The sequence below is a fragment of the Pseudomonas sp. NPDC089547 genome (genome assembly GCF_050280665.1).
Classification (GTDB): domain Bacteria; phylum Pseudomonadota; class Gammaproteobacteria; order Pseudomonadales; family Pseudomonadaceae; genus Aquipseudomonas.
In genome coordinates, this window is record NZ_JBNNVS010000007.1 from 141,865 (window position 1) to 166,687 (window position 24,823).

Annotated in this window: 21 protein-coding genes; 12 read left to right on the forward strand and 9 right to left on the reverse strand. The window is 55.8% G+C overall.

Annotated elements, in window-relative coordinates; translation table 11 throughout:
- Nucleotides 1-123: 123 nt before the first annotated feature.
- Both ACQKPZ_RS07550 and ACQKPZ_RS07555 read left to right on the forward strand, forming a co-directional pair.
- Entirely contained in the window at nt 124-810 is a 687-nt protein-coding gene (locus ACQKPZ_RS07550) for a hydrolase (protein ID WP_427536584.1), read from the forward strand.
- Between the two features lie 166 nt (nt 811-976).
- Nucleotides 977-1,366 (forward strand): helix-turn-helix domain-containing protein, encoded by a 390-nt coding sequence (locus ACQKPZ_RS07555; protein ID WP_427536586.1) that lies wholly within the window; start codon nt 977-979, stop codon nt 1,364-1,366.
- 7 nt (nt 1,367-1,373) lie between these two features.
- On the opposite strand, the gene ACQKPZ_RS07560 is transcribed toward ACQKPZ_RS07555, so the two are convergent.
- The gene (locus ACQKPZ_RS07560) at nt 1,374-1,607 is read right to left on the reverse strand and encodes a hypothetical protein (RefSeq protein ID WP_427536666.1); all 234 of its coding nucleotides are present in this window, start codon (nt 1,605-1,607) and stop codon (nt 1,374-1,376) included.
- Nucleotides 1,608-1,766: 159 nt separating this feature from the next.
- Between ACQKPZ_RS07560 and ACQKPZ_RS07565 the strand changes: the two genes are divergently transcribed.
- Nucleotides 1,767-2,072 (forward strand): hypothetical protein, encoded by a 306-nt coding sequence (locus ACQKPZ_RS07565; RefSeq protein ID WP_427536588.1) that lies wholly within the window; start codon nt 1,767-1,769, stop codon nt 2,070-2,072.
- 274 nt (nt 2,073-2,346) lie between these two features.
- Here the strand turns inward: ACQKPZ_RS07565 and ACQKPZ_RS07570 are convergent, their stop codons facing one another.
- Nucleotides 2,347-2,637, reverse strand: coding sequence for a hypothetical protein (locus tag ACQKPZ_RS07570; RefSeq protein ID WP_427536590.1), 291 nt, complete (start codon nt 2,635-2,637; stop codon nt 2,347-2,349).
- Nucleotides 2,638-3,396: 759 nt separating this feature from the next.
- On the opposite strand from ACQKPZ_RS07570, the gene ACQKPZ_RS07575 reads away from it, so the two are divergent.
- Complete coding sequence (locus tag ACQKPZ_RS07575) at nt 3,397-4,713, forward strand: CitMHS family transporter (protein ID WP_427536592.1); 1,317 nt, start codon at nt 3,397-3,399, stop codon at nt 4,711-4,713.
- Between the two features lie 85 nt (nt 4,714-4,798).
- Here ACQKPZ_RS07575 and ACQKPZ_RS07580 read toward each other — a convergent pair whose 3' ends face one another.
- The 3 genes from ACQKPZ_RS07580 to prpF form a co-directional block, all read right to left on the reverse strand.
- A complete protein-coding gene (locus ACQKPZ_RS07580) occupies nt 4,799-5,839 on the reverse strand; it encodes an AbrB family transcriptional regulator (RefSeq protein ID WP_427536594.1) in 1,041 nt (346 codons plus the stop codon).
- Nucleotides 5,840-5,852: 13 nt separating this feature from the next.
- A complete protein-coding gene (locus ACQKPZ_RS07585) occupies nt 5,853-6,830 on the reverse strand; it encodes an amidohydrolase family protein (RefSeq protein ID WP_427536596.1) in 978 nt (325 codons plus the stop codon).
- Nucleotides 6,831-6,942: 112 nt separating this feature from the next.
- Nucleotides 6,943-8,112, reverse strand: coding sequence for a 2-methylaconitate cis-trans isomerase PrpF (prpF, locus tag ACQKPZ_RS07590; RefSeq protein WP_427536598.1), 1,170 nt, complete (start codon nt 8,110-8,112; stop codon nt 6,943-6,945).
- A gap of 153 nt (nt 8,113-8,265) precedes the next feature.
- On the opposite strand from prpF, the gene ACQKPZ_RS07595 reads away from it, so the two are divergent.
- The 6 genes from ACQKPZ_RS07595 (at nt 8,266) to ACQKPZ_RS07620 (ending at nt 16,418) form a co-directional block, all read left to right on the forward strand.
- On the forward strand, nt 8,266-9,177 hold the full coding sequence (locus ACQKPZ_RS07595) for a GntR family transcriptional regulator (protein WP_427536600.1): 912 nt from the start codon (nt 8,266-8,268) through the stop codon (nt 9,175-9,177).
- A gap of 163 nt (nt 9,178-9,340) precedes the next feature.
- A complete protein-coding gene (locus ACQKPZ_RS07600; protein ID WP_427536602.1) occupies nt 9,341-10,147 on the forward strand; it encodes an amidohydrolase family protein in 807 nt (268 codons plus the stop codon).
- Nucleotides 10,148-10,179: 32 nt separating this feature from the next.
- Nucleotides 10,180-12,939, forward strand: a complete 2,760-nt coding sequence (acnA, locus tag ACQKPZ_RS07605) for an aconitate hydratase AcnA (RefSeq protein WP_427536604.1) — start codon at nt 10,180-10,182, stop codon at nt 12,937-12,939.
- An 81-nt stretch (nt 12,940-13,020) separates the two neighbouring features.
- Nucleotides 13,021-14,328 (forward strand): MFS transporter, encoded by a 1,308-nt coding sequence (locus ACQKPZ_RS07610; protein WP_427536606.1) that lies wholly within the window; start codon nt 13,021-13,023, stop codon nt 14,326-14,328.
- Between the two features lie 85 nt (nt 14,329-14,413).
- On the forward strand, nt 14,414-15,667 hold the full coding sequence (locus ACQKPZ_RS07615) for an OprD family porin (RefSeq protein WP_427536608.1): 1,254 nt from the start codon (nt 14,414-14,416) through the stop codon (nt 15,665-15,667).
- Between the two features lie 13 nt (nt 15,668-15,680).
- Nucleotides 15,681-16,418 carry a transporter substrate-binding domain-containing protein gene (locus ACQKPZ_RS07620; RefSeq protein ID WP_427536610.1) on the forward strand — a complete coding sequence of 246 codons (738 nt, stop codon included), beginning with the start codon at nt 15,681-15,683 and terminating at the stop codon, nt 16,416-16,418.
- A gap of 366 nt (nt 16,419-16,784) precedes the next feature.
- Here ACQKPZ_RS07620 and ACQKPZ_RS07625 read toward each other — a convergent pair whose 3' ends face one another.
- From ACQKPZ_RS07625 to ACQKPZ_RS07640, 4 genes are all read right to left on the reverse strand, one after another.
- On the reverse strand, nt 16,785-18,413 hold the full coding sequence (locus ACQKPZ_RS07625; protein WP_427536612.1) for a BCCT family transporter: 1,629 nt from the start codon (nt 18,411-18,413) through the stop codon (nt 16,785-16,787).
- Nucleotides 18,414-18,627: 214 nt separating this feature from the next.
- On the reverse strand, nt 18,628-19,758 hold the full coding sequence (locus ACQKPZ_RS07630) for an FAD-binding oxidoreductase (RefSeq protein ID WP_427536614.1): 1,131 nt from the start codon (nt 19,756-19,758) through the stop codon (nt 18,628-18,630).
- A 5-nt stretch (nt 19,759-19,763) separates the two neighbouring features.
- Nucleotides 19,764-21,020 carry an aromatic ring-hydroxylating oxygenase subunit alpha gene (locus ACQKPZ_RS07635; RefSeq protein ID WP_427536616.1) on the reverse strand — a complete coding sequence of 419 codons (1,257 nt, stop codon included), beginning with the start codon at nt 21,018-21,020 and terminating at the stop codon, nt 19,764-19,766.
- Nucleotides 21,021-21,128: 108 nt separating this feature from the next.
- Complete coding sequence (locus tag ACQKPZ_RS07640; RefSeq protein WP_427536618.1) at nt 21,129-22,085, reverse strand: LysR substrate-binding domain-containing protein; 957 nt, start codon at nt 22,083-22,085, stop codon at nt 21,129-21,131.
- Between the two features lie 526 nt (nt 22,086-22,611).
- Between ACQKPZ_RS07640 and ACQKPZ_RS07645 the strand changes: the two genes are divergently transcribed.
- Nucleotides 22,612-23,763, forward strand: a complete 1,152-nt coding sequence (locus ACQKPZ_RS07645; protein ID WP_427536620.1) for a quaternary amine ABC transporter ATP-binding protein — start codon at nt 22,612-22,614, stop codon at nt 23,761-23,763.
- 52 nt (nt 23,764-23,815) lie between these two features.
- Complete coding sequence (proW, locus tag ACQKPZ_RS07650; protein WP_427536622.1) at nt 23,816-24,769, forward strand: glycine betaine/L-proline ABC transporter permease ProW; 954 nt, start codon at nt 23,816-23,818, stop codon at nt 24,767-24,769.
- The last annotated feature ends 54 nt before the right edge of the window (nt 24,770-24,823 follow it).

Below are 24,823 nucleotides of genomic sequence, written 5' to 3' on the forward strand. Positions count from 1 at the left end.
TGCAACGCTAAGGGCGCAAAAGTGCGCCACCGCTTCGCTGATTGATTCGCTATCTTCTGCTGGCACTCGGCGACAACCCGCCGCAAAAAAAATCTCGCCACCGTTCAGCAAAAGGGAAGAACAATGAGCAATCCACACACTGAAGTCCTGACCCCGCTCAACAGCCAACTGATCTTCATCGATCAGCAACCGCAAATGGCTTTTGGCGTGCAGAGCATTGACCGGCAGACGCTGAAGAACAACACCGTAGGCCTGGCCAAAGCGGCCAAGATCTTCAATGTGCCCACCATCTTCACCACGGTAGAAACCGAGAGTTTCTCCGGGCATACCTACCCCGAACTGCTCGCGGTCTTCCCTGACGCTCCGTTGCTTGAGCGCACGTCGATGAACTCCTGGGACGATCAGAAGGTGCGTGACACGCTAAAGAAGAACGGTCGGAACAAGATCATCGTTTCGGGTTTGTGGACTGAGGTCTGCAACACCACCTTCGCACTCTCCGCCATGCACGATGCAGGCTATGAGATCTACATGGTTGCCGATGCCTCCGGTGGCACGACCAAGGAGGCTCACGACTACGCCATGCAGCGCATGATCCAGGCAGGCGTGGTGCCGGTGACCTGGCAACAGGTACTGCTGGAGTGGCAGCGCGACTGGAAGAACCGCGACACCTACGATTCTGTGATGGAACTGGTTAAGGAGCATTCCGGCGCCTATGGCATGGGCGTCGACTATGCCTACACCATGGTGCACAAAGCGCCAGAGCGCGTCCAGCACGGCCCCACCCTGGCACCTGTAGCCGCATCGATCTGAGATCTCCTCAGCCCCAGGCTTGGTTTATCAACAAGCAGGGGCTGGCACGAGCTGGTCCGGGCTAGACAATCAAGACGGCGTCTACTGAGGCTTTAGCAGAGGCATCAGCTATGCCGTGCTGCCCGGATCAAACCATCTTCAGATTTTTCAGGATGAATTGATCCCCATGAACAGTGATAACGGCATCGTTATAGCCACCGTCGCGATTCCGTCGACGGGGCGGCTCAAACCCTGGCAAGTAACAACGGCCAAGCGAATGATGTTGGATCATCTGGATACCGGCATATCGGTCACCGAACTGGCCGAAGCCTGCGGACTGTCGCGCAGCCATTTCTCGCGATTGTTCAAGGAATCCACACATGTCTCACCGCAGCAGTGGTTGCGTGAGCAGCGGCTCAGGAAGAGTAAAGAATTGCTGGAGGCATCGACGATGATGCTCGCCGAGATCGCCCTTGAGTGTGGCTTCTATGATCAGCCACATTTCTGTCGGACGTTTATGCGATCCGAAGGTACGACGCCCCAGGCATGGCAGCAACAGGCCAATTTGGCTGGTTGAGCTAATTCTAGCCTTGCCCGACCAAGCAAGCATCACCTGCACCTTCCTGGGTATTCCGACTCGCACAGTCGAACTCTGCCTCCGCCCGCGTGGGATAGTTCAAAGCCAGTCGTGTTTTGCCATGGGTATCGTAGAGGTCGTAGCCAGCGCCGATGGCAGCCGGGACACCTATACGGCGAGGAAATTGCTCTTTCTCTTGGGGTACGGCGGGAACTACAACAAAGCGTGTCTGCATGACCATCCCTCTTCGCAGCAGTCCTTTAGTATTAGTTCCGCTATGTGAAAGCATCAAGGAAACTCGTGGCGGACTGGCCATGAAATGTCCCGAGATGATTGAAAATCCTGGTACAGGCGATACGAGCTAGGCTGTCCTGATGGAGATGTATTCAGGGAGGCAAGGATGCGACATCGTGAATCAGTATTCTGGGCTTGGGCAGATCCGAGTCTGGAACACCATTCTTATGAAGAGGTGCTCGCGGACGGAGCACGACTGGATGTCCAGGTCAGGCTTTCTCGTACCGGCGACACGCAATTGTTCATTGGGATCTATGAGCGCTCCGGCTTGGCGCGGACTGAAGAGGCTTACGCCAAGCGGCCTGGGGAGACGGTTACGCGGGCGATGGCATGGGGCGCCGGCAGAGGACGTGCCTTGGCTGAGATTGGAGCAGAAAACGGTGGTGCTAGCTTCCGCCAGAAATTGAAATAGGTCAGTGTGGATGGCAAATCAGATTACAGAGCTTGATGCGCACTTGGAGCTGCTTGCCCATATAGCGGACCAGCTTGAACAGCAAATCGCGCCTTGCCCCACTACGCGACCGATGCTCATCGCCTGGTTGACTGAATGGATTCGAAGCCCTGAAGCGTTGAGCGAAATCAAGCGCGAGCTGCCTCGTCTTCCACAAGTGCTGAAGTCGGCGTATAGCGATTGGAGTCACATGGGTGGCGACCACTAAGTCGTCGCCGCCACCTTAACCCGAGTCTTAAGCTACCTGCCGTTCAGCAGGCTGCTGATTAGTTGCAAGGCACCGGGCGCGTCCCACGCCCCATGCCAGGGCCCGAGTCATTGACTCACCTGGGCGCGATAGGAAAGCCTCTTCATACATTGCCATACCCGCTCCGGCATAAACCCCAATGAATAACTGAGTGGCACCTGTACGCGACAGGCGCACCTGAACATCCATGGTAGTGCCATCGTCCAGGGCTTCATCGTGAGACCTGTGGTGAAGCGTTGGATCTGACCATTTCCAGAAAACGTCACCGCGAATCCGCATGCCGACCTCCTTCGACTTTAGTCTTATTTGTGGGGTGCTCTCACCATAGCGCAGCGAAGCGGCTGCACTATTACCGGCGAGCGGATTATGCAGCGTCAGTATGACAGGATGTGACGAGCGATCATGACTGCTCTCGCCATGCGAGACAAAAGTCTCGGAATCGGTGCGGAAACTACTGAGGAAAAATGCTCGTCAGATTTATCGAGCGACACCCAGCCGCATGGTGCTCCGCGCTATTTCATGTGCAGTCCACTCATCCTACGGCAGATATGCGCCAGGGGGCTCGAAAACTCTCCTCGCCCGCAAGCACATATCTCCTCACTAAAGTGCCGCAGAAAATCGATCCCTCATACCACTCCCCATTCGCCCTCTATAGCAGCTCTACCCTTCCCCAAGGAAAGCAATCTCTCTGCTCGACTCGCTCCGCCCTGCCCGCCAGACGCCGTCTAAACCAAGCATGAAATGCGCATATTCACAAAAAAAATCTTTGCCGGGTTTTCTATGCCGGGGCGACCCCCAATAAAACTGGGCTATAGATATGAAATTTTATGACAAATTGTGTTTTTGAGCGCAAATAAGCATACCAAGGCATATAGTAAAGGTGCGTTTTTTGGCGCAAATACACAATTGGTGGCTACATCGGTAGCCCGGACCTCGACAAAGACAAGAACTGAGGCTGTAACCCATGCTCATCCACTACCCTGATTTTGGTAGCGATCACCCCTCCCCATTTGAGTCCGCATCCAAGGAGGTCCAGCCATGCTGACCATCCTGGGCTTTTCAATGGTGTGCAGCTTCATGTACCTGATCATGACCAAGCGCATGACAGCGCTGATCGCTCTCATACTGGTCCCGATACTGTTCGCTTTCTTGGGAGGATTTTGGTCGGACCTGGGTCAGATGATGCTCGACGGCATCAAAAATCTCGCTCCAACGGGTGTGATGCTCACCTTCTCCATTCTCTACTTCGGGATCATGATCGACACGGGACTATTCGATCCGTTGGTTCGCTTCATTCTGAGGATCGTCAAAGGCGATCCTCTGAAGGTCGTCATGGGCACCACAATCTTGACGCTACTCGTGTCACTGGATGGCGACAGTTCGACAACCTACATGATTGCCATCGCAGCGTTCCTTCCGCTTTATCAGAAGCTAGGTATGAGCGTGCTCGGGCTCACCTGCGTGGTGAATATCGCGAGTGGCATCATGAACATCTCCCCTTGGGGTGGTCCAACTGCTCGGGCAGCAGCGGCATTGCAAGTCGACGCACAGGCGATTTTCCTGCCCATGATTCCGGCAATGGGCCTGGCGATCGTGACCCTGCTCATGACCGCGATGCTCATTGGTTTGCGTGAACGCTCGCGGCTGGGGGTCATTGATTTAGGGGATCATCACCACGGTGAACTTGCGCTGGGTAATGGTGATGCAGAAGCTTGTGCTGCCGCACGCCGTCCAAAAATGTTCTGGCCGAACCTACTGCTTACAACTGGCCTGCTTGTCTGCCTCGTCACGGGCTTGATGCCGCTACAGGTCCTGTTCATGGTGGCCTTCGGTATTGCTGTGATGCTCAACTATCCTCGCCTACAAGAACAGAAAGAGCGTATCGCTTCGCACGCCTCAAACGTTCTCGCGGTGACCGCTGTCATCTTCGCAGCGGGTATCTTCACCGGCATCCTTTCGGGCACCGGCATGGTCGAGTCGATGGCGAACAGCCTGCTTCGAGTGATTCCTGAAAGCTTTGGTCCTTACATGGCGCTCTTCACTGCGGTCATCAGCGTCCCGTTCACCTTCTTCATGTCTAACGACGCTTTCTACTTCGGCATTTTGCCAGTAGTCGCTCAAACTGCCGTCAACTACGGATTCACCACGCTCGAGATCGCCAGGGCATCGGTGGTCGGCCAACCTGTTCACCTTTTGAGCCCCTTGGTACCCTCACTGTACTTGCTCGTAGCACTCGCGAAGGTCGAACTGGGCGACCACCAGCGATTCGCTTTGAAGTGGGCATGCCTCTCTAGTTTCGCACTGCTTGTGGGCGGCATACTGTTTGGCGCCTTCCCTTTGTATAGAGGCTTGTGAGCCAAGCAAAATGAAAAAAGCCACCGATGTCCTTCGGTGGCTTTTTCACTTCAGCTCCAACAAAGCATGATCCGTTAGCCGCGCCTTACTCACCCTTGCTCGCTTCGTACCGCAGCCACATCTTCAGCACCGGTTCCGCACAGGCCATCACGACCACCAACCGCATTATTTGAATGGCCGTGACCATGCCTGCTGCCAGATGCAATGCTTCCGCGGTGAGATACATCTCAGTACTGCTCCCAGGCATCATTCCAAGCGCCAGTGTCGGCCTTGCGAAATCAGTCAGTGAACCAAGCGTCCAGGCGAAACCAAAGGTTCCGGCGATCATGCAGAGCGTGAACGCAAATACTTTCAACAGATACGTTGGCGCACGACTGAAAAACTGACGGTCGATGAAGCTACCCAGAGAGCAACCGATCATCAACTGTGCAAAGTGCCCGAAGTCTATGGGTAGCGCTGTGTGAAGATCGAAGCTAGCCGTTGCCAAGGCCGTTAATGCCAGCGGGCCGAACATCCACGGATTGGGCCAACCCACACGCCTCCAGGCGATTGCCGACGCCAGCCCGGCCAGCAGTATGGGAGCCACCCATTGCCAATCAGTCGCGAGTTGATGCCGGGATGCATTCGGAGAGGCGCCCGACAGAAAGAACATCACTGCGGGCACAGTCAGTACGATAACCACGATGCGAATGCTGTGCGCCGCGGCGATGTGACTTACATTAGCTTCGTAGCGCATACCAATCTGGACCATTTCAGCAAAATTTGCCGGCATGAACGCAAGATAAGCAGTAGTCAGATCCATACCGAGACGCCGCATTAAAGCGATACCGAGCAACGCTAGAAGCAGCGTGAGTAAGCCCGCAAAAAGCATCAACGGTAAATGAGCTGCAATGTCGGCCACCATAGACTGCGTAAGGTGCAATCCGATTGATGTTGCGATCAGCCACTGACCGACAGGCCGACCGTGTGGCACCTCAATGATCATCCAGCCAGTGCAGCGGACCACAATCATGATCAGCATGGGCCCAATGATCCAAGGCAGCGGCCAGTTCACGGACAACGCTAGCAAGGCGCCAGCCACGCCAACGAATGGTGTGGCCCACCAGAATTTGAAGTTCTTGATCATGGGCGTTGTTCGATCAAACCTTCCAGTACAGTTGCGCAGGATTGTCGACAAGGATCTGGCGTATCACCGCCTGATCGTCGACCCACTTCAACAGACAGTTGAGGGCACGCCCATTATCTTCGTTACGGAAGAGTTCGAGCTTGTCCTTGCTTCGTGTCGTACCGGCAGGTGGCATGGTGTGAGGGAAATCACTACCCCACAGAAGCCTATCGGGGCGGATGGCGACCAAAGCCTTGGCGAACTGCTCCACATCTGCATAGTCATCCTGGAGAGACACCCGATACAGCGCTGATAGTTTGACGTGGATCCGTCCTTCCCTCAGCAAAGAAACCATCTCCTCATAGCCCTCTTGGTGTAGGCCCTTGGCAGCATCGAGATGCCCGTAATGATCGAATACTACGGGTACCGGCAGCTTGCGTAGGGTTTGCGCCAGAGCCTTGATGGTTTCAAGGTTGGCGTACATCTGAATGTGCCATCCCAATGGAGCGAGGCGCTCAGCCAAGCTGTCCAAATTAGCGGATACTGCGGTGAGGTCAGCGCCACCTTTGACCTCTAGATTCAAACGCACACCACGAATGCCTGCTGCATGTAGCTCTGCCAACTTCGTATCTTCAATGCCCTCTTCAACCACTGCGACTCCTCTTGCACGTTGTGTTCCCAGCCGTGCGAGCGCGTCGGTCAAACAGCGATTATCAGTACCGTAGGGGCTCGGCTGAACGACGACGACACGATCGAGGCCTAGCGCCTTCAGGTGCTGTTCGAGGACGGTCACCGGCGATTTGTCAGGCATGTACGTGCGCGACTCTGCGTACGGAAACCGATCCGGGTCAAACACATGGACATGGCAGTCACAGGAGAGCGCTGGCAGCTTTTGCAGCGTGGCTGCATATGCCAGTGAACGTGACACGGCACTAATAGCAAAGCGTGGAGCGAGAATCGCCAACCCGGCAACGACAGGCAAAGCACGTAGAATCGAGCGTCTCGAGATCATCTTGTTGTTTCCTTTATTTGATGAACAGCGATGTCGTAAAAAAAGAGGCCGGTTCGCCAGGAGTGTGGGACTGGCGAAGCGACCTCAAAACGCAAAGGATTGGGGAGATGAATCAGTTGTTCAGCAGCTGCGCAGGCACATGTACCTCGCCACTCATGATGCGACGTGCTGAGCGACTCATGACGGCCTTGGACACTTTCCAAGTGCCTTGTTCCTGGTGAGCCTCGGCGCCCACGGCCAAGGTTCCTGAGGGGTGACCGAAGCGCACTTGCCGGCCAGCGGCATCAGGCACCAGAGCGCTCAACAGCGTACCCGGGATGACCGAAGCAACGGCAATGGCCACCGCACCAGTCCCAGTCATGGCATGGTGCAGCTTGCCCATTGAGAAGATACGGGCGTTCAAATCCAGGGTCGCTGGATCAATCGCTTCACCATTGGCCGCTACATAGGCGCTGGCCGGCGCGACGAAGGACAACTTAGGCGTGTGCGGACGCTCCGCCGTAGCTTGCTCCGGCGTGGCGGCCAAACCCATGCGCACCGCCGCATGAGCCCGAATAGCTTCGGCCTGCGCCAGCAGCACAGCATTACCGTTGACCTGAGCTTGCAGCTCATTACCTTGCAGGCCGAGGGCGGCGGCCCGGATGAAGATAGCCGGGTTACCGGCATTGATCAGGGTTGCTTCGACCTGTCCAACACCCGGAACCTCCAGCAAATCGATGGAGTTCCCAGTCGGGAACATGCTCCCACCGTCATCGTCACCGTCCCCACTGGGATCAATGAATTCCAGCTTCACTTCGGCGGAAGGGAACGACACGCCATCGAGTATGAAATCCCCCTCCTCCTGGGCGTGACCGTCCTTCATTGGCACATGGGCAACAATTTTCGCTCCGATGTTGGCCTGCCAGATCCTAACGACCGCATGGCCATCGCGGGGAGCGTCAATCAATCCTTGAGTAATGGCAAACAGCCCGACCGCGGACGTTAGGTTGCCGCAGTTGCCAGACCAGTCGATCACCGGGCGGTCAATGGCGACCTGACCAAAGCGATAGTCGACGTCACAGTCTTCTCGCTCCGAACGCGAAACCAGGACCACTTTGCTGGTGCTCGAAGTTGCGCCGCCCATGCCATCAATTTGTTGACCATACGGATCAGGGCTCCCCACGACGCGAAGGAGAATGCGATCCCGCAAAGCAGGTTCAGCCGGTAGCCAATCGGGCTGGAAAAAAACGCCCTTGCTGGTACCGCCGCGCATGTACACGGCTTTGAAAGACTGTTGGGACATGGTACGACCTCAGACTGGCTGGACATTGTTTGCGTTTATTCAAGCGCAAAGGCAATCTCAGATCAAGTAACAAATTCGTAGCTTTGTCGGGTCGCCACAAAATGAACAACCCTGTGTATATTCATCAGCATCACCATTGCTGAACGTCCCGCCATGACACTCGACCTCACAACCAGCCAACGCAAAGCGCTACGCGAGATCATCAATTACGTGCGTCGTGAACGCATCGCGCAAGGAACGCACCTGCCCGAATGGACTTTGGCAAAACTGATCGGTACGTCGCGCTCACCGGTCAAGGTAGCCTTGGAGTGCCTCGTGGATGCTGGTGTTATGCGCTATGACCGCAATCGGGGATACCACCTCGAAGGGGACGTTGATAACCTCCCTCATACGCTCAAGGTCCACTTGCAAGAGGTGGACGATCCTCTCTATCTGCGCTTGGCCGAAGCGCGCTTTGATGGATTGGTTCCCGATTCAGTGACCGAAGCGGATCTCACTCGACTTCTGGATGCCTCCAGAGCGGAGATTGGCAAAGTCCTGAGCCGCGCTCAAAGCGAGGGATGGGCTGAAAAGGAAGTGGGCTATGGCTGGAAATTCTTGCCCATGATCGACTCGCTGGAAGCCTATGACGATATGTACAGCCTGCGTCTGGCAATCGAACCGGCGGGTATCCTCAGCGCCCGCTTCACACCGGATATGGAGCAACTGCAAGGCTTGCGCCTGGAGCAGCAAGCCATCCTGGACGGCGGATATCAAACCATGACCAGCATTGAGCGCTTCGAGTCGAACGCGCGATTCCACGAAACCATTGCTCAATGGTCCGGCAACCGTTTTTCGTTGCAAACACTGCGTCGACTCGACCAAATGCGCCGGCTGGCCGAGTACCGGCAATCTCGCCATGATCTGCCGCGCCAGGCCCTCGCCCGTGAGCACCTGGACATCCTTTCCGCTATCGAACAAGGCGACAACCTGCTTGCTGCAAGCCTCATGCGTCAGCACATCGAGGCAGCTCGTCGGAAGAAGGCGGTGTCCACAATCTTCGAGCACCCAGCCCCTACTCACTGATTTTCCTAGAATCTCTCAAAAAGACCGCCTGCCCAGGCGGTCTTTTTTTTGCGGCCAAAAGACACCTCTGCGCTTGTGCGTTGACAAACACAATTTGTTGCGTCTAATCTAATTGCGCTTTCGTCGAAAAATAAACAATCATGCCGACAGAGAGGTAGCCTTGATGATCCGCAACGCTCGCCCCACCGTAGATACGCACGCTCACGCTTTCCATCGTGGCCTGCCGCTCATTCAGAGCCGACGGTTCACGCCGCGCTATGACGCAAGCTATTCAGATTACATCGCCCAGCTCGACGACAACGGCACTGAGCATGGCGTTCTGGTTGCCCTGAGCATTCTGGGCACGGATAACAGTTACTTGCTCGACTGCCTGCGCCGAGCCTCTGGTCGTCTGCGAGGTGTGGTGGCTATCAATCCGAATACGGATTTCAACCGGCTCGAAGACTATGCCGCAGCAGGCGTCGTTGGGATTCGCATCAACCTCACGGGCAATTTACCCATCCCAGACTTCACCTCCGCTGCCTGGAACAAAATCATCGCTTTCTGCCGAGAGCACCGTTGGCACATCGAGATCAACGACCGTGCCTCACGCTTATCGCAAAGCGTACAGCCACTCATCGACGCCGGCGTTTTCGTCGTAGTCGATCATTTCGGTATGCCGGATTCAAAGCTCGGCATTGAAGACCCTGGATTTCAATGGTTGCTTGATGCCGCAGCTTCGCGGCTGGTCTGGGTCAAATTGTCCGGCGCTTTTCGTTTTGGCCCCGAGACTGCCGACCAGGCTGCACCCATGCTGATACAGGCGCTTGGAGGTGAACGGCTGCTTTGGGCGAGTGACTGGCCATTTACCCAGCATGAGAGTACCGAAAGTTACCCATTACAGCTTGAACGACAGCGCACCTGGCTCAACAGCGAGGAGCTGCGCGATGCAGTGCTTTGGAAAACCCCTGCCAAGCTGTTCCAGTTTTGAACCCCACAAGAATTAGCCTGCCGAGATAAACGATGAACGAGACCTCTCACTTCTCCAGCCTGCGGACATTCAACACATCCGATGGCCGTCTCTATGCCTACCATGCCTTGGCCGCAATCGAAGATGCGGGGTTTGGCGGAATCAGCCGGTTGCCAGTGGTCATCCGTATCTTGCTCGAGTCGGTGCTGCGCAACCGTGATGGCAAAAAAGTTCTGACTTCGCATGTGACGGATCTGGCCACCTGGAAACCGAACGCTGTACGCGAGACCGAGATTCCGTTCGTTGTCGGCCGAGTGCTGCTACAGGATTTCACCGGGATTCCACTGCTGACAGACTTGGCCGCAATGCGTAGCCAAGCTGAAAAACGCGGAGCTAACCCGAAGGCGATCGAACCTTTGGTGCCTGTTCACATGGTGGTCGACCACTCTGTCCAGACCGAATATTCGAACGTACCGAACGCATTGCGCAAAAACATGGAGGTCGAGTTCCGTCGCAACCGTGAGCGCTACGAACTCATGAAATGGGGTATGCAGGCCTTCGAGACATTCAAGGTGATTCCACCTGGCATCGGGATTTGCCACCAGATCAACCTGGAATACTTGGCCCAAGGCGTGATCGAAAAAGAAGGTCTCGTCTATCCCGACACACTGGTCGGCACCGATAGCCATACCACTATGATCAATGGCATCGGCGTGCTCGGCTGGGGCGTAGGTGGTATTGAGGCCGAAGCCGGCATGCTCGGCCAGCCGGTGTACATGCTGATGCCGGATGTGGTCGGTGTAGAACTGAAAGGGCAATTGCGACCAGGTGTCACCGCGACAGACGCAGTATTGCAGATCACTCAGACACTGCGGGCCGCTAAAGTAGTGGGTAAACTCGTGGAATTCTTCGGCGCAGGCGCCGGTTCTCTGAGTGCTACCGATCGTGCCACGATCGCCAACATGGCACCGGAATATGGCGCCACCACCGGGTTCTTCCCGGTCGATGAAAAGACCCTCGATTATTACGCCCAAACCGGCCGTAGCGCCGAGCAGGTCGAGCTGATCCGTAGCTACTTTGAAGCCCAGGGGCTATTCGGATCGCCGGCCAGCGGTTCGATCGACTATTCCCAGGTCATCGTAGTCGACCTTGACGCCATCATCCCCTGCGTGTCGGGCCCCAAGCGCCCTCAGGACCGTGTCGACCTGAGCGCACTGGGTCAGCGCTTCGACGAAGTCATGCTGCAAGACGCGAAAAGCGGCGGTTACTCCAAGCAGGCCGAGCAGCTCGAAGAGCGTTACCCTGTCAGTGCCCACGACGCTGCGGGTAATGCCCACACCTATGAAGTAGGCCACGGCGACGTGCTAGTTGCTGCCATCACTTCTTGCACCAACACCTCTAACCCGGAGCTGCTGATTGCGGCCGGCCTGTTGGCCCGCAACGCTGCGCGCCGCGGGCTGAAGGCCAAGCCTTGGGTAAAGACTCTGTTCACTCCTGGTTCGCGTGTGGTGACCGCCTATTTGCAGGACGCCGGCCTGACCGAGCCGCTGAGCCAGCTGGGCTTCGATATCGCTGCTTACGGCTGTGGCGCCTGCGTGGGCAATATCGGCCCACTGGACCCGGCCCTGGAGAAAGTCGTAGTCGGCAACGACCTCGTGTGCAGCGCCGTGCTCTCTGGCAACCGCAACTTCGAGGCTCGCATCCACAGCAACCTGCGCGCGAACTTCCTGGCCAGCCCGCCTCTGGTGATCGCTTTTGCCCTTGCCGGGAGCACTCGTTGTGACCTGGCACGTGAGCCGCTTGGTTTCGACGCTGAATGCAAGCCGGTCATGCTGAATGATCTTTGGCCGAGCAATGATGAGATCAAGGCTCTATCGGTCAACGCTGCCAATCCGAAGCTGTACAAGGAATGGTACGCCGACCTGACCCGCGACCACGACTTGTGGAACAACATCGCTGCCGCTACTGGCGATGTGTATGACTGGCCGGCCTCCACTTACGCCGCCGAGCCGGACTTCTTTGACACGAAGGACGCCGGCAAGCCGATCAGGAATGCTCGCGCGCTGGCTATCCTCGGCGACTCAATCACAACTGACCACATCAGCCCGGCCGGTTCGATTGGGCGCGATTCCAGCGCGGGCCGCTGGTTGGCCGAGCACGGCGTTGAGCCGCACGATTTCAACACCTACGGTGCACGTCGTGGCCACTTTGAAGTGATGGTACGGGGCACCTTTGCCAATGTCCGACTGAAGAACCTGATGCTGCCGGTCAAGGCCGACGGTGCGGCAGACGAGGGCCCGTATACGCTGCTGCAACCCACCGGGGAGCGTACCGGCCTATTCGAAGCATCCCGCGACTACTTGGCGCAAGGCGTGCCGGCATTGATTTTCGCCGGCGAAGAATACGGTACCGGCTCCAGCCGTGACTGGGCAGCCAAGGGAACCCGCCTGCTCGGAGTACGCGCTGTGATTGCCAAGAGCTTCGAGCGCATTCACCGCAATAACTTGGCCGGGCTGGGCGTGCTGCCGCTGCAATTCAATCCGGGCGAGGACGCCCGTAGCTTGGGCCTAGAGGGTTCGGAAGCATTTGACCTGTTGGGCATCGAGGACGGTGTCGAGCCCGGGCAAAACGTGACCCTGCGCATCACCCGCAAGGATGGCAGCCAACAGGACGTAACCCTGCTCGCACGCATCGATACTGCGATCGAGGCAGTGTACTTCCGAAATGGCGGCATCCTGCCGTATGTACTCGACAGCCTGCTGGCCCCTGCACAGCAGGCCAATGCCGCGCAGACCGAGGCAGTTCAGCTTTAACGGGAGTTCGCTTCCGACGCTTCATCACAGATTCCAATTATAAAAACTTGGCGGGCCACGAGCCCGCCCTGGAGATGCATCATGAGCGTAACAATTCAGGCCGCCCCTGCCGGCCAGGCCACCCCGCATGAGCAAGAACTGCAACGTCGCGCCGTCAACAAATGCGCGTGGCAAATGCTGCCCCTGCTGATTCTTGCTTTTGTGTTCAATTACATCGACCGGACAAGCGTTGGCTTTGCCGCTCTAACCATGAATGCTGACCTCGGCATGACCGCAACCCAGTTTGGCTGGGGCGCAGGGATCTTGTTTGCAGGTTACTGTCTGTTGGAGGTTCCAAGCAATTTGGCGCTGTATCGCTACGGCGCCCGCCGCTGGCTCGCCCGAATCATGATCACTTGGGGCATTGCTGCTGCCGCTACTGCCTTCGTGATCGGCCCATACACGTTCTATCTTGCCCGCTTCATCTTAGGCGTGGCGGAGGCAGGCTTCTTCCCTGGAGTGGCTTTTTACCTCGCTTGCTGGTTCCCGGCTCAGTACCGCACCCGCATCCTTGCCTGGTTCATGGTCGGCGTTCCGGTGTCGTCGATCATCAGCGGACCGTTCTCGGCTCTTCTGCTGAACATGCAAGGCATCGGCGGCCTGCATGGCTGGCAGTGGATGTTCATCATTCAAGGTCTGCCCGCGTCGCTGATCGGTATAGTGGTTCTGTTCAAACTGCGAGACAAGCCATCTGAAGCACACTGGCTGACCAACGATGAACGTGAAGCACTGGAGAAAATGCTGGCTGCCGAAAACCGGCAGAAAGAAAAGAAAGATCTCCTAGGCGCATTCAAAGATCCGCGAGTCCTTCTGCTGACCGTGATCCAATTTGGCTTCGTCTTGGGTTCCTACGGCATCGGTATCTGGCTGCCGACCATTCTGAGATCGCATGGCTTAGACGTTACCAGCACCGCGATGCTTTCCTCGGTACCGTACATTTTTGCCACCATCGGCATGCTGCTGTGGGCAAAGAAAGTCGACCGCAACGGGAAGAAGACACTGAACCTTATGCTCTGCTGCCTGCTGGGCGCAGTTGGCATGGGCGCAGCGGCGATGTTCTCTCAACTGGTGCCAGCATTGCTCGGGATCTGCATCGCGGTATTGGGGGCGACCACCGCTCGTGCAATTTTCTGGAGCATTCCCACCAGCTTCCTCAGCGGCGCTGCGGCTGCCGGCGGCTTGGCCTTCATCAACTCAGTCGGCACCTTTGGTGGTTTCGTTGGCCCGTTCATGGTGGGCTGGCTGAAAGATCTCACCGGCTCCTTCACTGTTGGCACGCTCTTCATGGGTGGCATGTTGCTGCTTTCCGCCCTGTTGACCCTGGTGCTCCGTCGACTGATCAAGTCCTGACGTGACTCATCTGGCGGTAACCACCTGTTACCGCCATCTACTCCTTACCTTTCTAAAACACATCAGTGACTCACTGGAGTTGACCGTGCGTAACAAAAACAAAATTGCACGTAAGCTATTCGCTGTGTCCCCTACCCTGGTCGTAGCCTGTGCCAGTGCAGAGGGGTTCATAGACGAAGGAAAGTTGACCTTTCAAACCACCAACTTCTACGTAAACCGCTACTTCCGCGATGGTGCAGGGCAAAACAAGCGAGAAGAATGGGCTCAAGGTTTCACCCTGGATGCTCGCTCCGGCTACACCGCAGGCACCATTGGGTTTGGCCTCGATGCGCTGGCTATGCTCGGCGTCAAATTAGACTCCAGCCCTGACCGAACGGGTACAGGCCTCCTGCCTACTCACGATGATGGACGTGCCGCCGACGAGTTCAGTCGACTCGGGCTGACTGGCAAGGTGCGCATTTCGCAGAGCGAACTCAAATACGGCACACACATTCCCAAGTTAGTCACTGTGCAAGCCAACACCGGTCGGATACTTCCTCAGACCTTCGAAGGAGGCGTGCTCACCGTCAAGGAACTCGATGCGCTGAGCTTCACGGCCGCGCGCTTCGATCGACTGACCGATCGCGACTCCACCGACGCCGTGCCGATCACGCTGAACAACAAGAATCGTCGCTTCGCTGGCAACGCTGAGGGGGATGCATTCTGGGTTGGGGGTGCCGACTATCAAGCAAGCAAAAACCTGCAATTGAGTTATCAATACGCTGAGCTAGAAGAGGTGTACGGTCAGCATTTCCTCGGCCTGAATCATAGTGCTTCGATTGGTCCAGGCACGCTCAAAACTGATCTGCGATTCATGGACAGTGATGACAAGGGCCGTGCCTTGGGAGGCAACATCGACAGTCGCGCACTGTCCGGTATGTTCACCTACAGCCTGGGTGGCCATGCCTTTGGACTGGGTTTACAGAAGATGCTCGGCGGCACTTCAATGCCCTATCTCAACGGTACTGACCCCTACCTGACCAACTACATTCAGATCAACGATTTCGCTGAACCAGATGAGAGGTCCTGGCAGTTGCGTTACGACTATAACTTTGTCGCAATGGGCATCCCCGGACTGACCTTCATGACTCGATATGTCAGCGGTGACCACGCAGACGCGGCTATCAGTAATGGCAATGGCCATGAATGGGAACGCAATACAGAAATCCAGTATGTGTTCCAGTCCGGGTCGCTGAAGAACCTCGCCGTGCGTTGGCGTAACGCGAGCTACCGTTCAAGCTTTGCACGCGGCGCCGACGAAAACCGTTTGATCCTCACCTACACCCTGCCCATTTTCTGACCTTGGAGTAACGATGAACTTCACCATCCAGCAAGTGCTCGCCGACCTCGCACCTGACGGTATCCTGCGCGCTGCGATCAACTACGGTAACCCTGTTCTGGCTCAACGTGGTGAGGATGGTGAGGATGGTGAAGCGCGAGGCGTATCGGTCGCGCTAGCCAAATCTCTCGCTGAAGAACTGGGCAGCAGGCTAGAGATGCGCACCTACGATGCAGCGGGAAAGGTGTTCGCTGCCTTGGAGGAAGAGGAGCATTGGACAGTGGCTTTCCTAGCAATCGAGCCGGTGCGCGAAGAGCAGATCCTGTTTAGTGCTCCATATGTGCTCATCGAAGGCACTTATCTAGTTGGGCAGAACTCGCCTTTTCAACAAGTAGAGGAGCTAGATCGCCCCGGTCTGCGACTCGGCGTAGGCAAAGGCGCGGCATATGATTTATATCTGACCAGGACGTTAAAGCATGCGTCACTGGAGCGTGCAGAGACATCGATCGGGGCAGTCGATCTATTCATTCACCAGCATCTCGATGCTGCGGCCGGAGTCCGCCAGCCCCTGGAGCAGTTCGCGGCTCGCGACCCACGCTACCGCGTTCTAGCTGATGCTTTCACGGCCATCCGCCAGGCAATGGCAGTTCCTTGCAACAAGCCAGCAGGTGCCGAATACGTTCGGGACTTCATTGAACGAAGGCTCCGAGAGGGGTTCGTTCGTGGCGCTTTGCTCGCCTCCGGGCAGACGGACGTCAGTGCTCCGCGATGATGCTAAAGCTTGTCGCGGCAAGCTTTGGACATGACGTTGCCAGAAGGTGCTTAGACACGCAAACCTTAGTCATAAGGTTTTTCCATTAGAAGAGTCTAAAGATTCGCCGAGAGTGGAGCTTGGGCCACCCAGCAGTCGCCTCCCGTAAGCCACAGGCTCAAGGCCAGCAGACCCGCCGCGGTGAGGAGGGAGGCGAGCGCTGGAAGTGTGACATGGCCAGTGACAGCTTCCTTGGCCCCCTTCGGGAGCCAAGGCTCTGTCTGGCTACTCCTGATATGCGTACTTCAATAATGTCTTAAATGAGAGCGGCATATTTATCGTTCATTTGGGTAGCACGCCTAAATCACTTATTTTCTACGGTATTTCTCATGGATGGACGCTTTCTAGCTGGGAGGATGCCTGAGACTCCATGACAGCGGTTGGTGAAATTAAATCTGCATTCGAGAACAAGCTACGGGTGAGGCTGTACGCTGTAATCATCATATAAATTGCGATAGGCAATCCAACCACAATGCTTGCCAGCTGAATCGCTGTTAAACCACCCGCCACGATAAGGCTGCCCGCAATCGCGCCCTCCAACACACACCACATTACCCGGTTCCATTTCGGTGAATTAATCGCCCCGGATGAGTTGAGTGTGGAAATCACCTGAGTGCCCGCATCAGCGGCCGTGACGAAGTGAACGGCGAGCAAGAAGCAGATCGCAAGGCTCAAGATCCCACCTATCAACGGGCCGTCCAACCTGCCGAGGAAGGTGAACATCGCAGTGGTGGTTTCTCGGCGAGTTTCCTCTAGGATTGGGCCACCTTGAAAAGGACCTGCGACGGCTTGCTCTGCAACTGGAAGGCTGGCGTAAGCATGACGTGCCTGTTGCTCATCCTTCAGGGCAGTACCACCGAATACAGACATCCAGATCAGGGTTACCAAGGTAGGCACTACCAATGCCCCACCAATCAGTTCACGGACAGTACGGCCGCGCGAAATACGCGCGATGAACAGCCCTACGAATGGCCCCCAGGTCATCCACCACGGCCAGTAGAACGCCGTCCAAGTCTTCTGCCATGGAGTATTAGCCTGGGCATCGGTCCAGAAACTCATGCCCACGATGTGCTGAAGGTAGTCACCGGTCGTTTCGAACATCAGGTTCATGATGTAGTTGGTCGGCCCCAGCGCCAGAACAATTCCCATCAGAGCAAGCGAGAGCCACATGTTCAGCGTGCACATGCGCTTCATGCCCTTAGAAACGCCAACCAGCAGCGATACAGAGGCGACGAGCGTTACGACCACGATGATGCCAAGCTTGAATGAAAGGCTGACTGGGAAGCCAAACACGTGGTTCAGGCCCATGTTGATCTGCTCGACCCCCAGCCCCAGCGCCTGGGAAACACCAAAAGCGGTCACCACAGCACCGATGATGTCGACTGTGTGCCCGATAGGGCCATAGATTCGATTGCCGATCAGTGGATAAAGAATCGACCTCAGCGCCAGCGGCAAGCCTTCACGGTAAGCGAAGTAAGCCAATCCCAGGCCGATGATGGTGAAGATTGCCCACGGGTGCAGTCCCCAGTGCAGCATCGTAATGCGCATGGACACGGTGGCGGCTTCGTCGGTGAAGCCCGGCACAAAAGGGTTATTGGCATAGTGAAGTACAGGTTCGGCCACCGACCAGAAGATCAGACCAACACCCATTCCGGCGCTGAAAAGCATGGAGATCCAGGCAGGGAAGCTGAACTCCGGCTTTTCCTCTGGCCGCCCAAGCTTCAAGGAGCCGTATCGGCTGAAGCCGATGACAATCAGCACACCCAACACACCGCTCACGAGTGCGAGATAAAACCATTTGAAGTTATCAAGGATGGCGTCCGAAGCGGTTTTGAAAACCCCGGCTGCTTCTACTCCATAGGTGGCGCAGAAGGCGACGAAAGCCATGACGATAGAAAGCGACCACAAGGTCACGGTCGGGTTCAGGCCCTTTAACAGGCCTTGTTTTGCACGCATCGGCTATATCCTTCTTATTTTTGAAGCGCTGGTAAGCCCAGCTCGGCGTATTCGATGACAGCTATTTACGAATGAAAAAAGGCCGGTGCTAGGCGCAAGCCATGCACCAGCCAACAACCAGGTAATTAGCACCTGGAGAACAACGCAGACGTCTCCTTAGGAATTTCATATTGACTGGCGCCCACGCCTTCGTAGCCGGGCGCCGCTTATAGAGTTAGAGGTCGACCACCAGATCTGATGTCGGCCGGCTGCAACACAGCAAACGCAGCCCTTTGTCGATCTCCCGCTGGCGAATCCCGCCGTTGTGCTTCATTTCGACAGTACCCTCAAGAATGGCTGTCTTGCAGGTCCCGCATACGCCTTGGCTGCAAGAAGACGGAACGACTGCCCCTGCCTTCTTAGCTGCGCTGAGTACGGTCTGGTCGGGAGTCATGGTGAACTCTTTTCCAGATCGGGCGAGTCGCACGGTGAAGGTGTCTTGTGCAACGCCAGGTGCTGCCGGCTCGGCGAGCGCCTCGACAACCTCCTCGGCATTGATATCAAAGCTTTCTTGGTGATAACGCTTGAGGTCGAACCCGGCGGAACCAAGCAGATTTTTCACGGCATCCATGTAGCCCTTAGGGCCACAGGTAAACACCTCCCGATCTTTGAAATCAGGGATCAACCTTTGCAATTCTTCGACCGAGAGTCGGCCGACGGGACCAGTCCAATCGGGCTCATCGCCCAACCCTTCGCAGAAGAAAACGGTGCGAAGGCTTGGCATGGAGCGCTCAAGCCGCGCCAGCTCATCCCGGAAGATGATGTCTTTAGGCGTACGAGCACTGTGGACAAAAACAATATCCAGGTCAGCTTGAAGATCAGCTGCTGCACGGGTCATGGCCATTACCGGCGTCACGCCTGACCCTGCCGAGAGGTACAGCAGTTTCTTCGCCGGCGCGGTGACCGGCGTGAAGATCCCCGCTGGCCCAGACGCCGCAAGAGCATCCCCGGCACGAAGGTTATCGTGCAACCAATTAGAGACCGCGCCTCCCGGTACACGCTTAACCGTGATGGAGAACGTGAACGGCCTTGTAGGCGTCGACGACAAGGTGTAGCAGCGGGAGACGCTCTGACCTTCAATCACAGGGGAGATGGTCAGGAATTGCCCTGGCTCATAAGCCAGAGCGTGATAGTCCGGACAATGGAAGATGAAAGTCTTCACGTCGTGCGTTTCATCCACAACGTTTAGGCATTCAATCCGCTTGCTTTCGCCGCTTGCCCACTGCACACCGAAGGCAGCCCAATGGTCAGTGTCGGCAAAACGCTGATCAGCCCGGAGGCTAGCAATATTCTCGACCATACCCATCACCGTCAAATCCCGTTAGCTGCGAGACGAGTGGAATACCAGCGAGCAAACTGGTCCACGTACGGCTCGGTGAATTCTGAATAAGGACCAGGCACGAAGCCAGGGTCTTGGGTACCGCTGTGAGTAATGGCAACCAGGCTTGCATCCTGCTGCGTCGTAGCAATCCACACCTCGGTCAGGCGTTGCAGATCGTAATCGACACCTTCTACGGCATCCTTGTGCACCAGCCACTTGGTTCGCACCATGGTGCGGTCCGGCGACAGAGGGAAAATCCAGCTGATCATCGCGTGATCGCTCATCACGTGAGACCAGGCGTTGTTGCCCCACATGTGCGTATCGCCAAGATCACGACGAGTCAGGTTGCCGAGCAGCTTGGTACAGGCCACTTTGGTGTCCAGCGTCTGCGATTCCCCACTTCCGGCAATGATCATGCGCTGAGTGCGGAATTGGGTAGGCGCATCGTCTGCCAACTGCTCGTATGTTTCATAGAGCAGCCCTTCGCTCTCCCAGTTAGCTTCGATGCCAGCTTTGCGAACCTGATAGGCATCGTAAGAGGCGCGCTGCTCTTCGTTCATCTCTTCAAGGCTGACGCCCAGGTCTTCCGACTGATAGGAGACGATCAGCTCAGGATGAGTACCTTCGCAGTGATAGCACTCGCGGTTGTTCTCCATTACCAGCTTCCAGTTACCGTTCTCGACGTAATCGAGTTCGTAGGCAATTTTGGTGTTGGTAAGGTCGAACGGTTCAAAGCGTGGACGCATGACTTCAGCCATGACGTTGATATCTTCTGGCGGGTTGTCGCTCAGGCACACAAACACGTGGGTGCCGATGACTTCGCAGTGCACGGGGATCAGGCTGCGACACTCAGGGTCGAATGCCTTACCCATGTGCTTAGCATGCTTGAGGCTACCATCCAGGTCGTAGGTCCACTGGTGGTATGGGCACACCAGCATGCCGACCGTTGATTTACCCGCTTCTTTCAAACGAGCACCACGGTGACGGCATACGTTTCGGAAGGCGCGCACCTGCTCGTCGTCATCCCGTACAACGATGATCGAAGCCTTGCCAATATCAACGGTATAGACGTCGCCAGGCTCTTCAACGTCTGCGGTAACAGCAACGAGGATCCAGTGGTTATGGAAGAAAACTTGAAGGTCGTTTTCGAATACGTCCTGGCGACTGTAGAGTTCGCCAGGCATACCAAAACCAGGCTTGCGCGAATCCAGCAATTCGCGATGCGATTTAATAGGGGAAGTGCTCATTATAATCCTCACGGGCTCTTGTTTTTAGTTCGCCAGGAACGACTGAATTATTCGAGCCCATGGGGGGGTACGTCAAAGCACTATTTTTCCAAAATGCATAACCTAAGGTTATTCACGGACCAGTTGATTGGTAACAGGCACTGCCTTGCTTTGCAGCCACTGCACAATCGCCGTCACGTTAGGTGTAACTGTATGTCCGTTGGGCAGAACAAGATAATAGGAGTCCTTCGGGCGCACGACAAATGGCTCCAGCTTTACCAATGCTCCACTGTCGATATAGTGATCCACCATTCTTCCCCAGCCTAACGCTATACCATAGCCGTTCAAGGCGGCGTGAATCACATCGGTGTATAGACTACTGCGCAAGTTGATGTTCAAGCGCCCTGAAGGCATCCCTAGCTCCTTGAACCAGCTAGGCCAGGTTACCCAGCCCTCGGATGTCGAGTCAGCGTCCAATAGTCCTGCCTTGGCAAGCTCCTCAAGAGTAGAAGGCATGGAATTTCGCGCAAGCCAGGCGGGCGAACAGACCGGGAACACCTCCTCCTCGAACAGCAAAATGGATTCTCCATCCGGCCAATGGCCGTTGCCGAACCGGATGTCCATGTCGTAATCAGGGGCACGTAGGCCGCCTGAGAACATCTGTGTGGATAGCCGCAGTCTCACATGGGGCAAAGCGTCTACCAGGGTGTTGATGCGCGGCATGATTCGAAATTGGGATACTGGCGCCGTAGAGGCCAACACGATCTCTTCCTTCTCGCTCCCTTGAACAACCTGATCAAAGCCGCTGGCGATGTTTTGTAGCGCATCAGAGATGATCGCAAACAGCGTTTCACCCGCCTCTGTCAGGTAGATGTTGCGGTGCATGCGCTGGAAAAGCTGCACACCCACATTCTCCTCTAGGACCTTGATTTGCTTGCTGACAGCAGCTTGCGACACCCCAAGCTCCTTGCCCGCCAGGGTAAAGCTGTTCAGGCGGGCGACCGACTCAAACTGCAACAGGGCGGTCATGGACGGGATGATTCGCCGATACCCTTTTTGCTTAGCGCCAGACTCTTGATTATTCATTTTTATCTCGACAAGGCGTGTCCAATTCAAGACCAGCAGGGACAAAGGATAATGATTCTCACCCACATGATTAGCTGGCCCAATCCGCTGAAGATAAAATCAGTTTTTGACCGTTCTGGATATAAAAATCATTAGCAGAGATGCGATTTCGAATCCGAGCAACTGATACCTTCATTATCTATAACCCCGAGGTTATTCAGATATAACCCTAAGTTTTCCACCACAAATATTATAAAGCCAAAAACAGACCAAAGACCTAAACATTATATTTTTAGACCGCAACATCCAATTCCACCGGGCTTTTGCAGCCTAGAGTAAATGATGTAAATGCCAGCAAAGTTCTCCATCAACACGAGACGAACGCCTCTTACCTACCTAACCATCTATCGATAGAGTGCGACCCCCGCACAAAAATGCTTCACTCTGTAACAGCTCCATAAAAATGGAGCAGCCTACCAGTCGTGTAACCTGTTTTACGCCAAGGAGGGTTACGCTTGCTGATGACAAATATAATAAAGAGGGTCGTATGAGTGATAACAACGAAATCCTTTCGGTAAAGCACATCTATAAGGTTTTCGGGCCCGACCCTAAAACCGCGATGGATATGCTCCGCCAAGGTGCAAACAAAGACGAAATTTTCAAAAAAACCGGGCATGTGGTTGGCGTATTTGACGCCACCTTTTCGGTCAAGCGCGGAGAAATTTTCGTAATCATGGGCCTGTCCGGCTCAGGCAAATCCACCATGGTACGGCTCTTCAATCGCTTAATTGAGCCAACCTCTGGCAGCATCCATCTGAATGGACGCGAGATCACTGGCCTCTCTGATAAAGCCCTCCTCGACGTACGTCGCAAAGGGATGGCAATGGTATTCCAGTCGTTTGCCCTGATGCCGCACATGAGCGTGCTGGAAAACACCGCGTTCGGCCTTGAGATCTCAGGCGTGCCCGCTAGCGAGCGCCACGCTCGGGCACGAGAGGCATTGAGCCAGGTCGGGCTCGCTGCCCATGAGAATAGTTATCCCCATCAGCTTTCCGGCGGGATGCAGCAGCGGGTAGGTCTGGCCCGGGCGCTGGCGAACGACCCCGATATCCTGCTGATGGACGAAGCCTTCTCGGCGCTTGACCCGCTAATCCGCAGCGAGATGCAAGGCGAGTTGATCAAGCTGCAAGCCGAGCAACAGCGCACCATCATTTTCATTTCCCATGACATCGAAGAAGCCATCCGGATCGGCCATCGGATCGCGATCATGGAAGGCGGGCGCGTCGTGCAAATTGGTACTCCCCAGGAACTGATCAGTCAGCCCGCCAATGAGTACGTCCGCACCTTCTTCAAGGGCTTCGATAGCTCTCGGATCCTGCGAGCGGGCGATATCGCCCAACTCGATCCAGAAACCGTGTGCCGAGTAAACGGCAAGGCGCCACAGCTCAACGCTGGCGTGCCCTTCAATTATCTGGTTGATGAACACAACCAACTGCTGGGCGTAGTCGAGAGCCACAGCGTTATCGATGATCGCTGCCGAGTGCACGAGCAGCAACCCATCTACACAGATACCCCGCTACACGAAGTGTTGAGCCTTGCAGCCAACCTCCCTTACCCAGTACCCGTCCTCGATCGAAACGGAGCGCTGGCAGGGACTCTGTCCAAGAGCCAATTACTCCAGACCCTGAGTCGTAACTAAGCCCCTGTCAGCATGCGATGCGTGTACTGAAAAACAAAAAAGGTAAGCCGCGATGTCTGAGTTCAGCCTTCTTGATCCGTTTCAATCCGCGACCATCCCCCTGGGTGACTGGGTGCAAAGCACCCTCAACTACATGGTCCACAATTTCCGCGATGTGTTCCGCGCGATCCGCTGGCCCATCGATCAAGTGCTCAACAGCATTGAGTGGACGCTGCAAAGCATCCCGCCAAGCATCGGGATCTTGCTTTCTGCACTGCTTGGTTGGCAGCTGGCTGGCAAGCGAATGGCTGCCCTGTGCTTTGTAACCTTGACCTTGCTAGGGCTTATCGGCGTGTGGTCTGAGTCGATGACTACACTCGCATTGGTCCTGACGTCGGTTTTCTTCTGCGCGGTGATTGGTATCCCACTGGGAATCCTCAGCGCTCGTAGCAATAGAACTGAACGCATCGTTCGGCCTGTTCTGGATGCAATGCAGACATTGCCAGCATTCGTTTACCTGGTTCCAGTGGTGATGCTGTTCGGGATCGGCAACGTGCCAGGAGTGCTGGTGACGATCGTGTTTGCCCTCCCCCCGCTCGTACGTCTGACCAACCTAGGTATCCGGCAAGTTGCTGAGGAAAAAATCGAGGCTGCTCGCGCCTTCGGATGCACTCCGTGGCAGATGCTGGTGCGGGTCCAATTGCCGTTGGCGACATCGACCATCATGGCCGGCGTTAACCAGACACTGATGCTTTCACTCTCGATGGTCGTAATTGCCTCGATGATTTCCGTAGGCGGCCTCGGTCAGATGGTTTTGCGCGGGATTGGCCGGCTGGACATGGGTGTAGCTACTGTTGGGGGAATCGGCCTGGTGCTCCTCGCAGTGTTCCTTGATCGCCTGACACAGGCCATGGGTGAACGCAGTAGCAGCGACCCAAGCCGGCGCTGGTATCACACCGGCCCAATCGGCGTGGTTCTGCGAGTTGTGGGCGCAGGCCCAGTTCCAACTCCTCGCACGACCGCCTGAAAAATAACAGATTCGATCAGTTGAACCGCAACAACAATCATAAAAAGGTATACG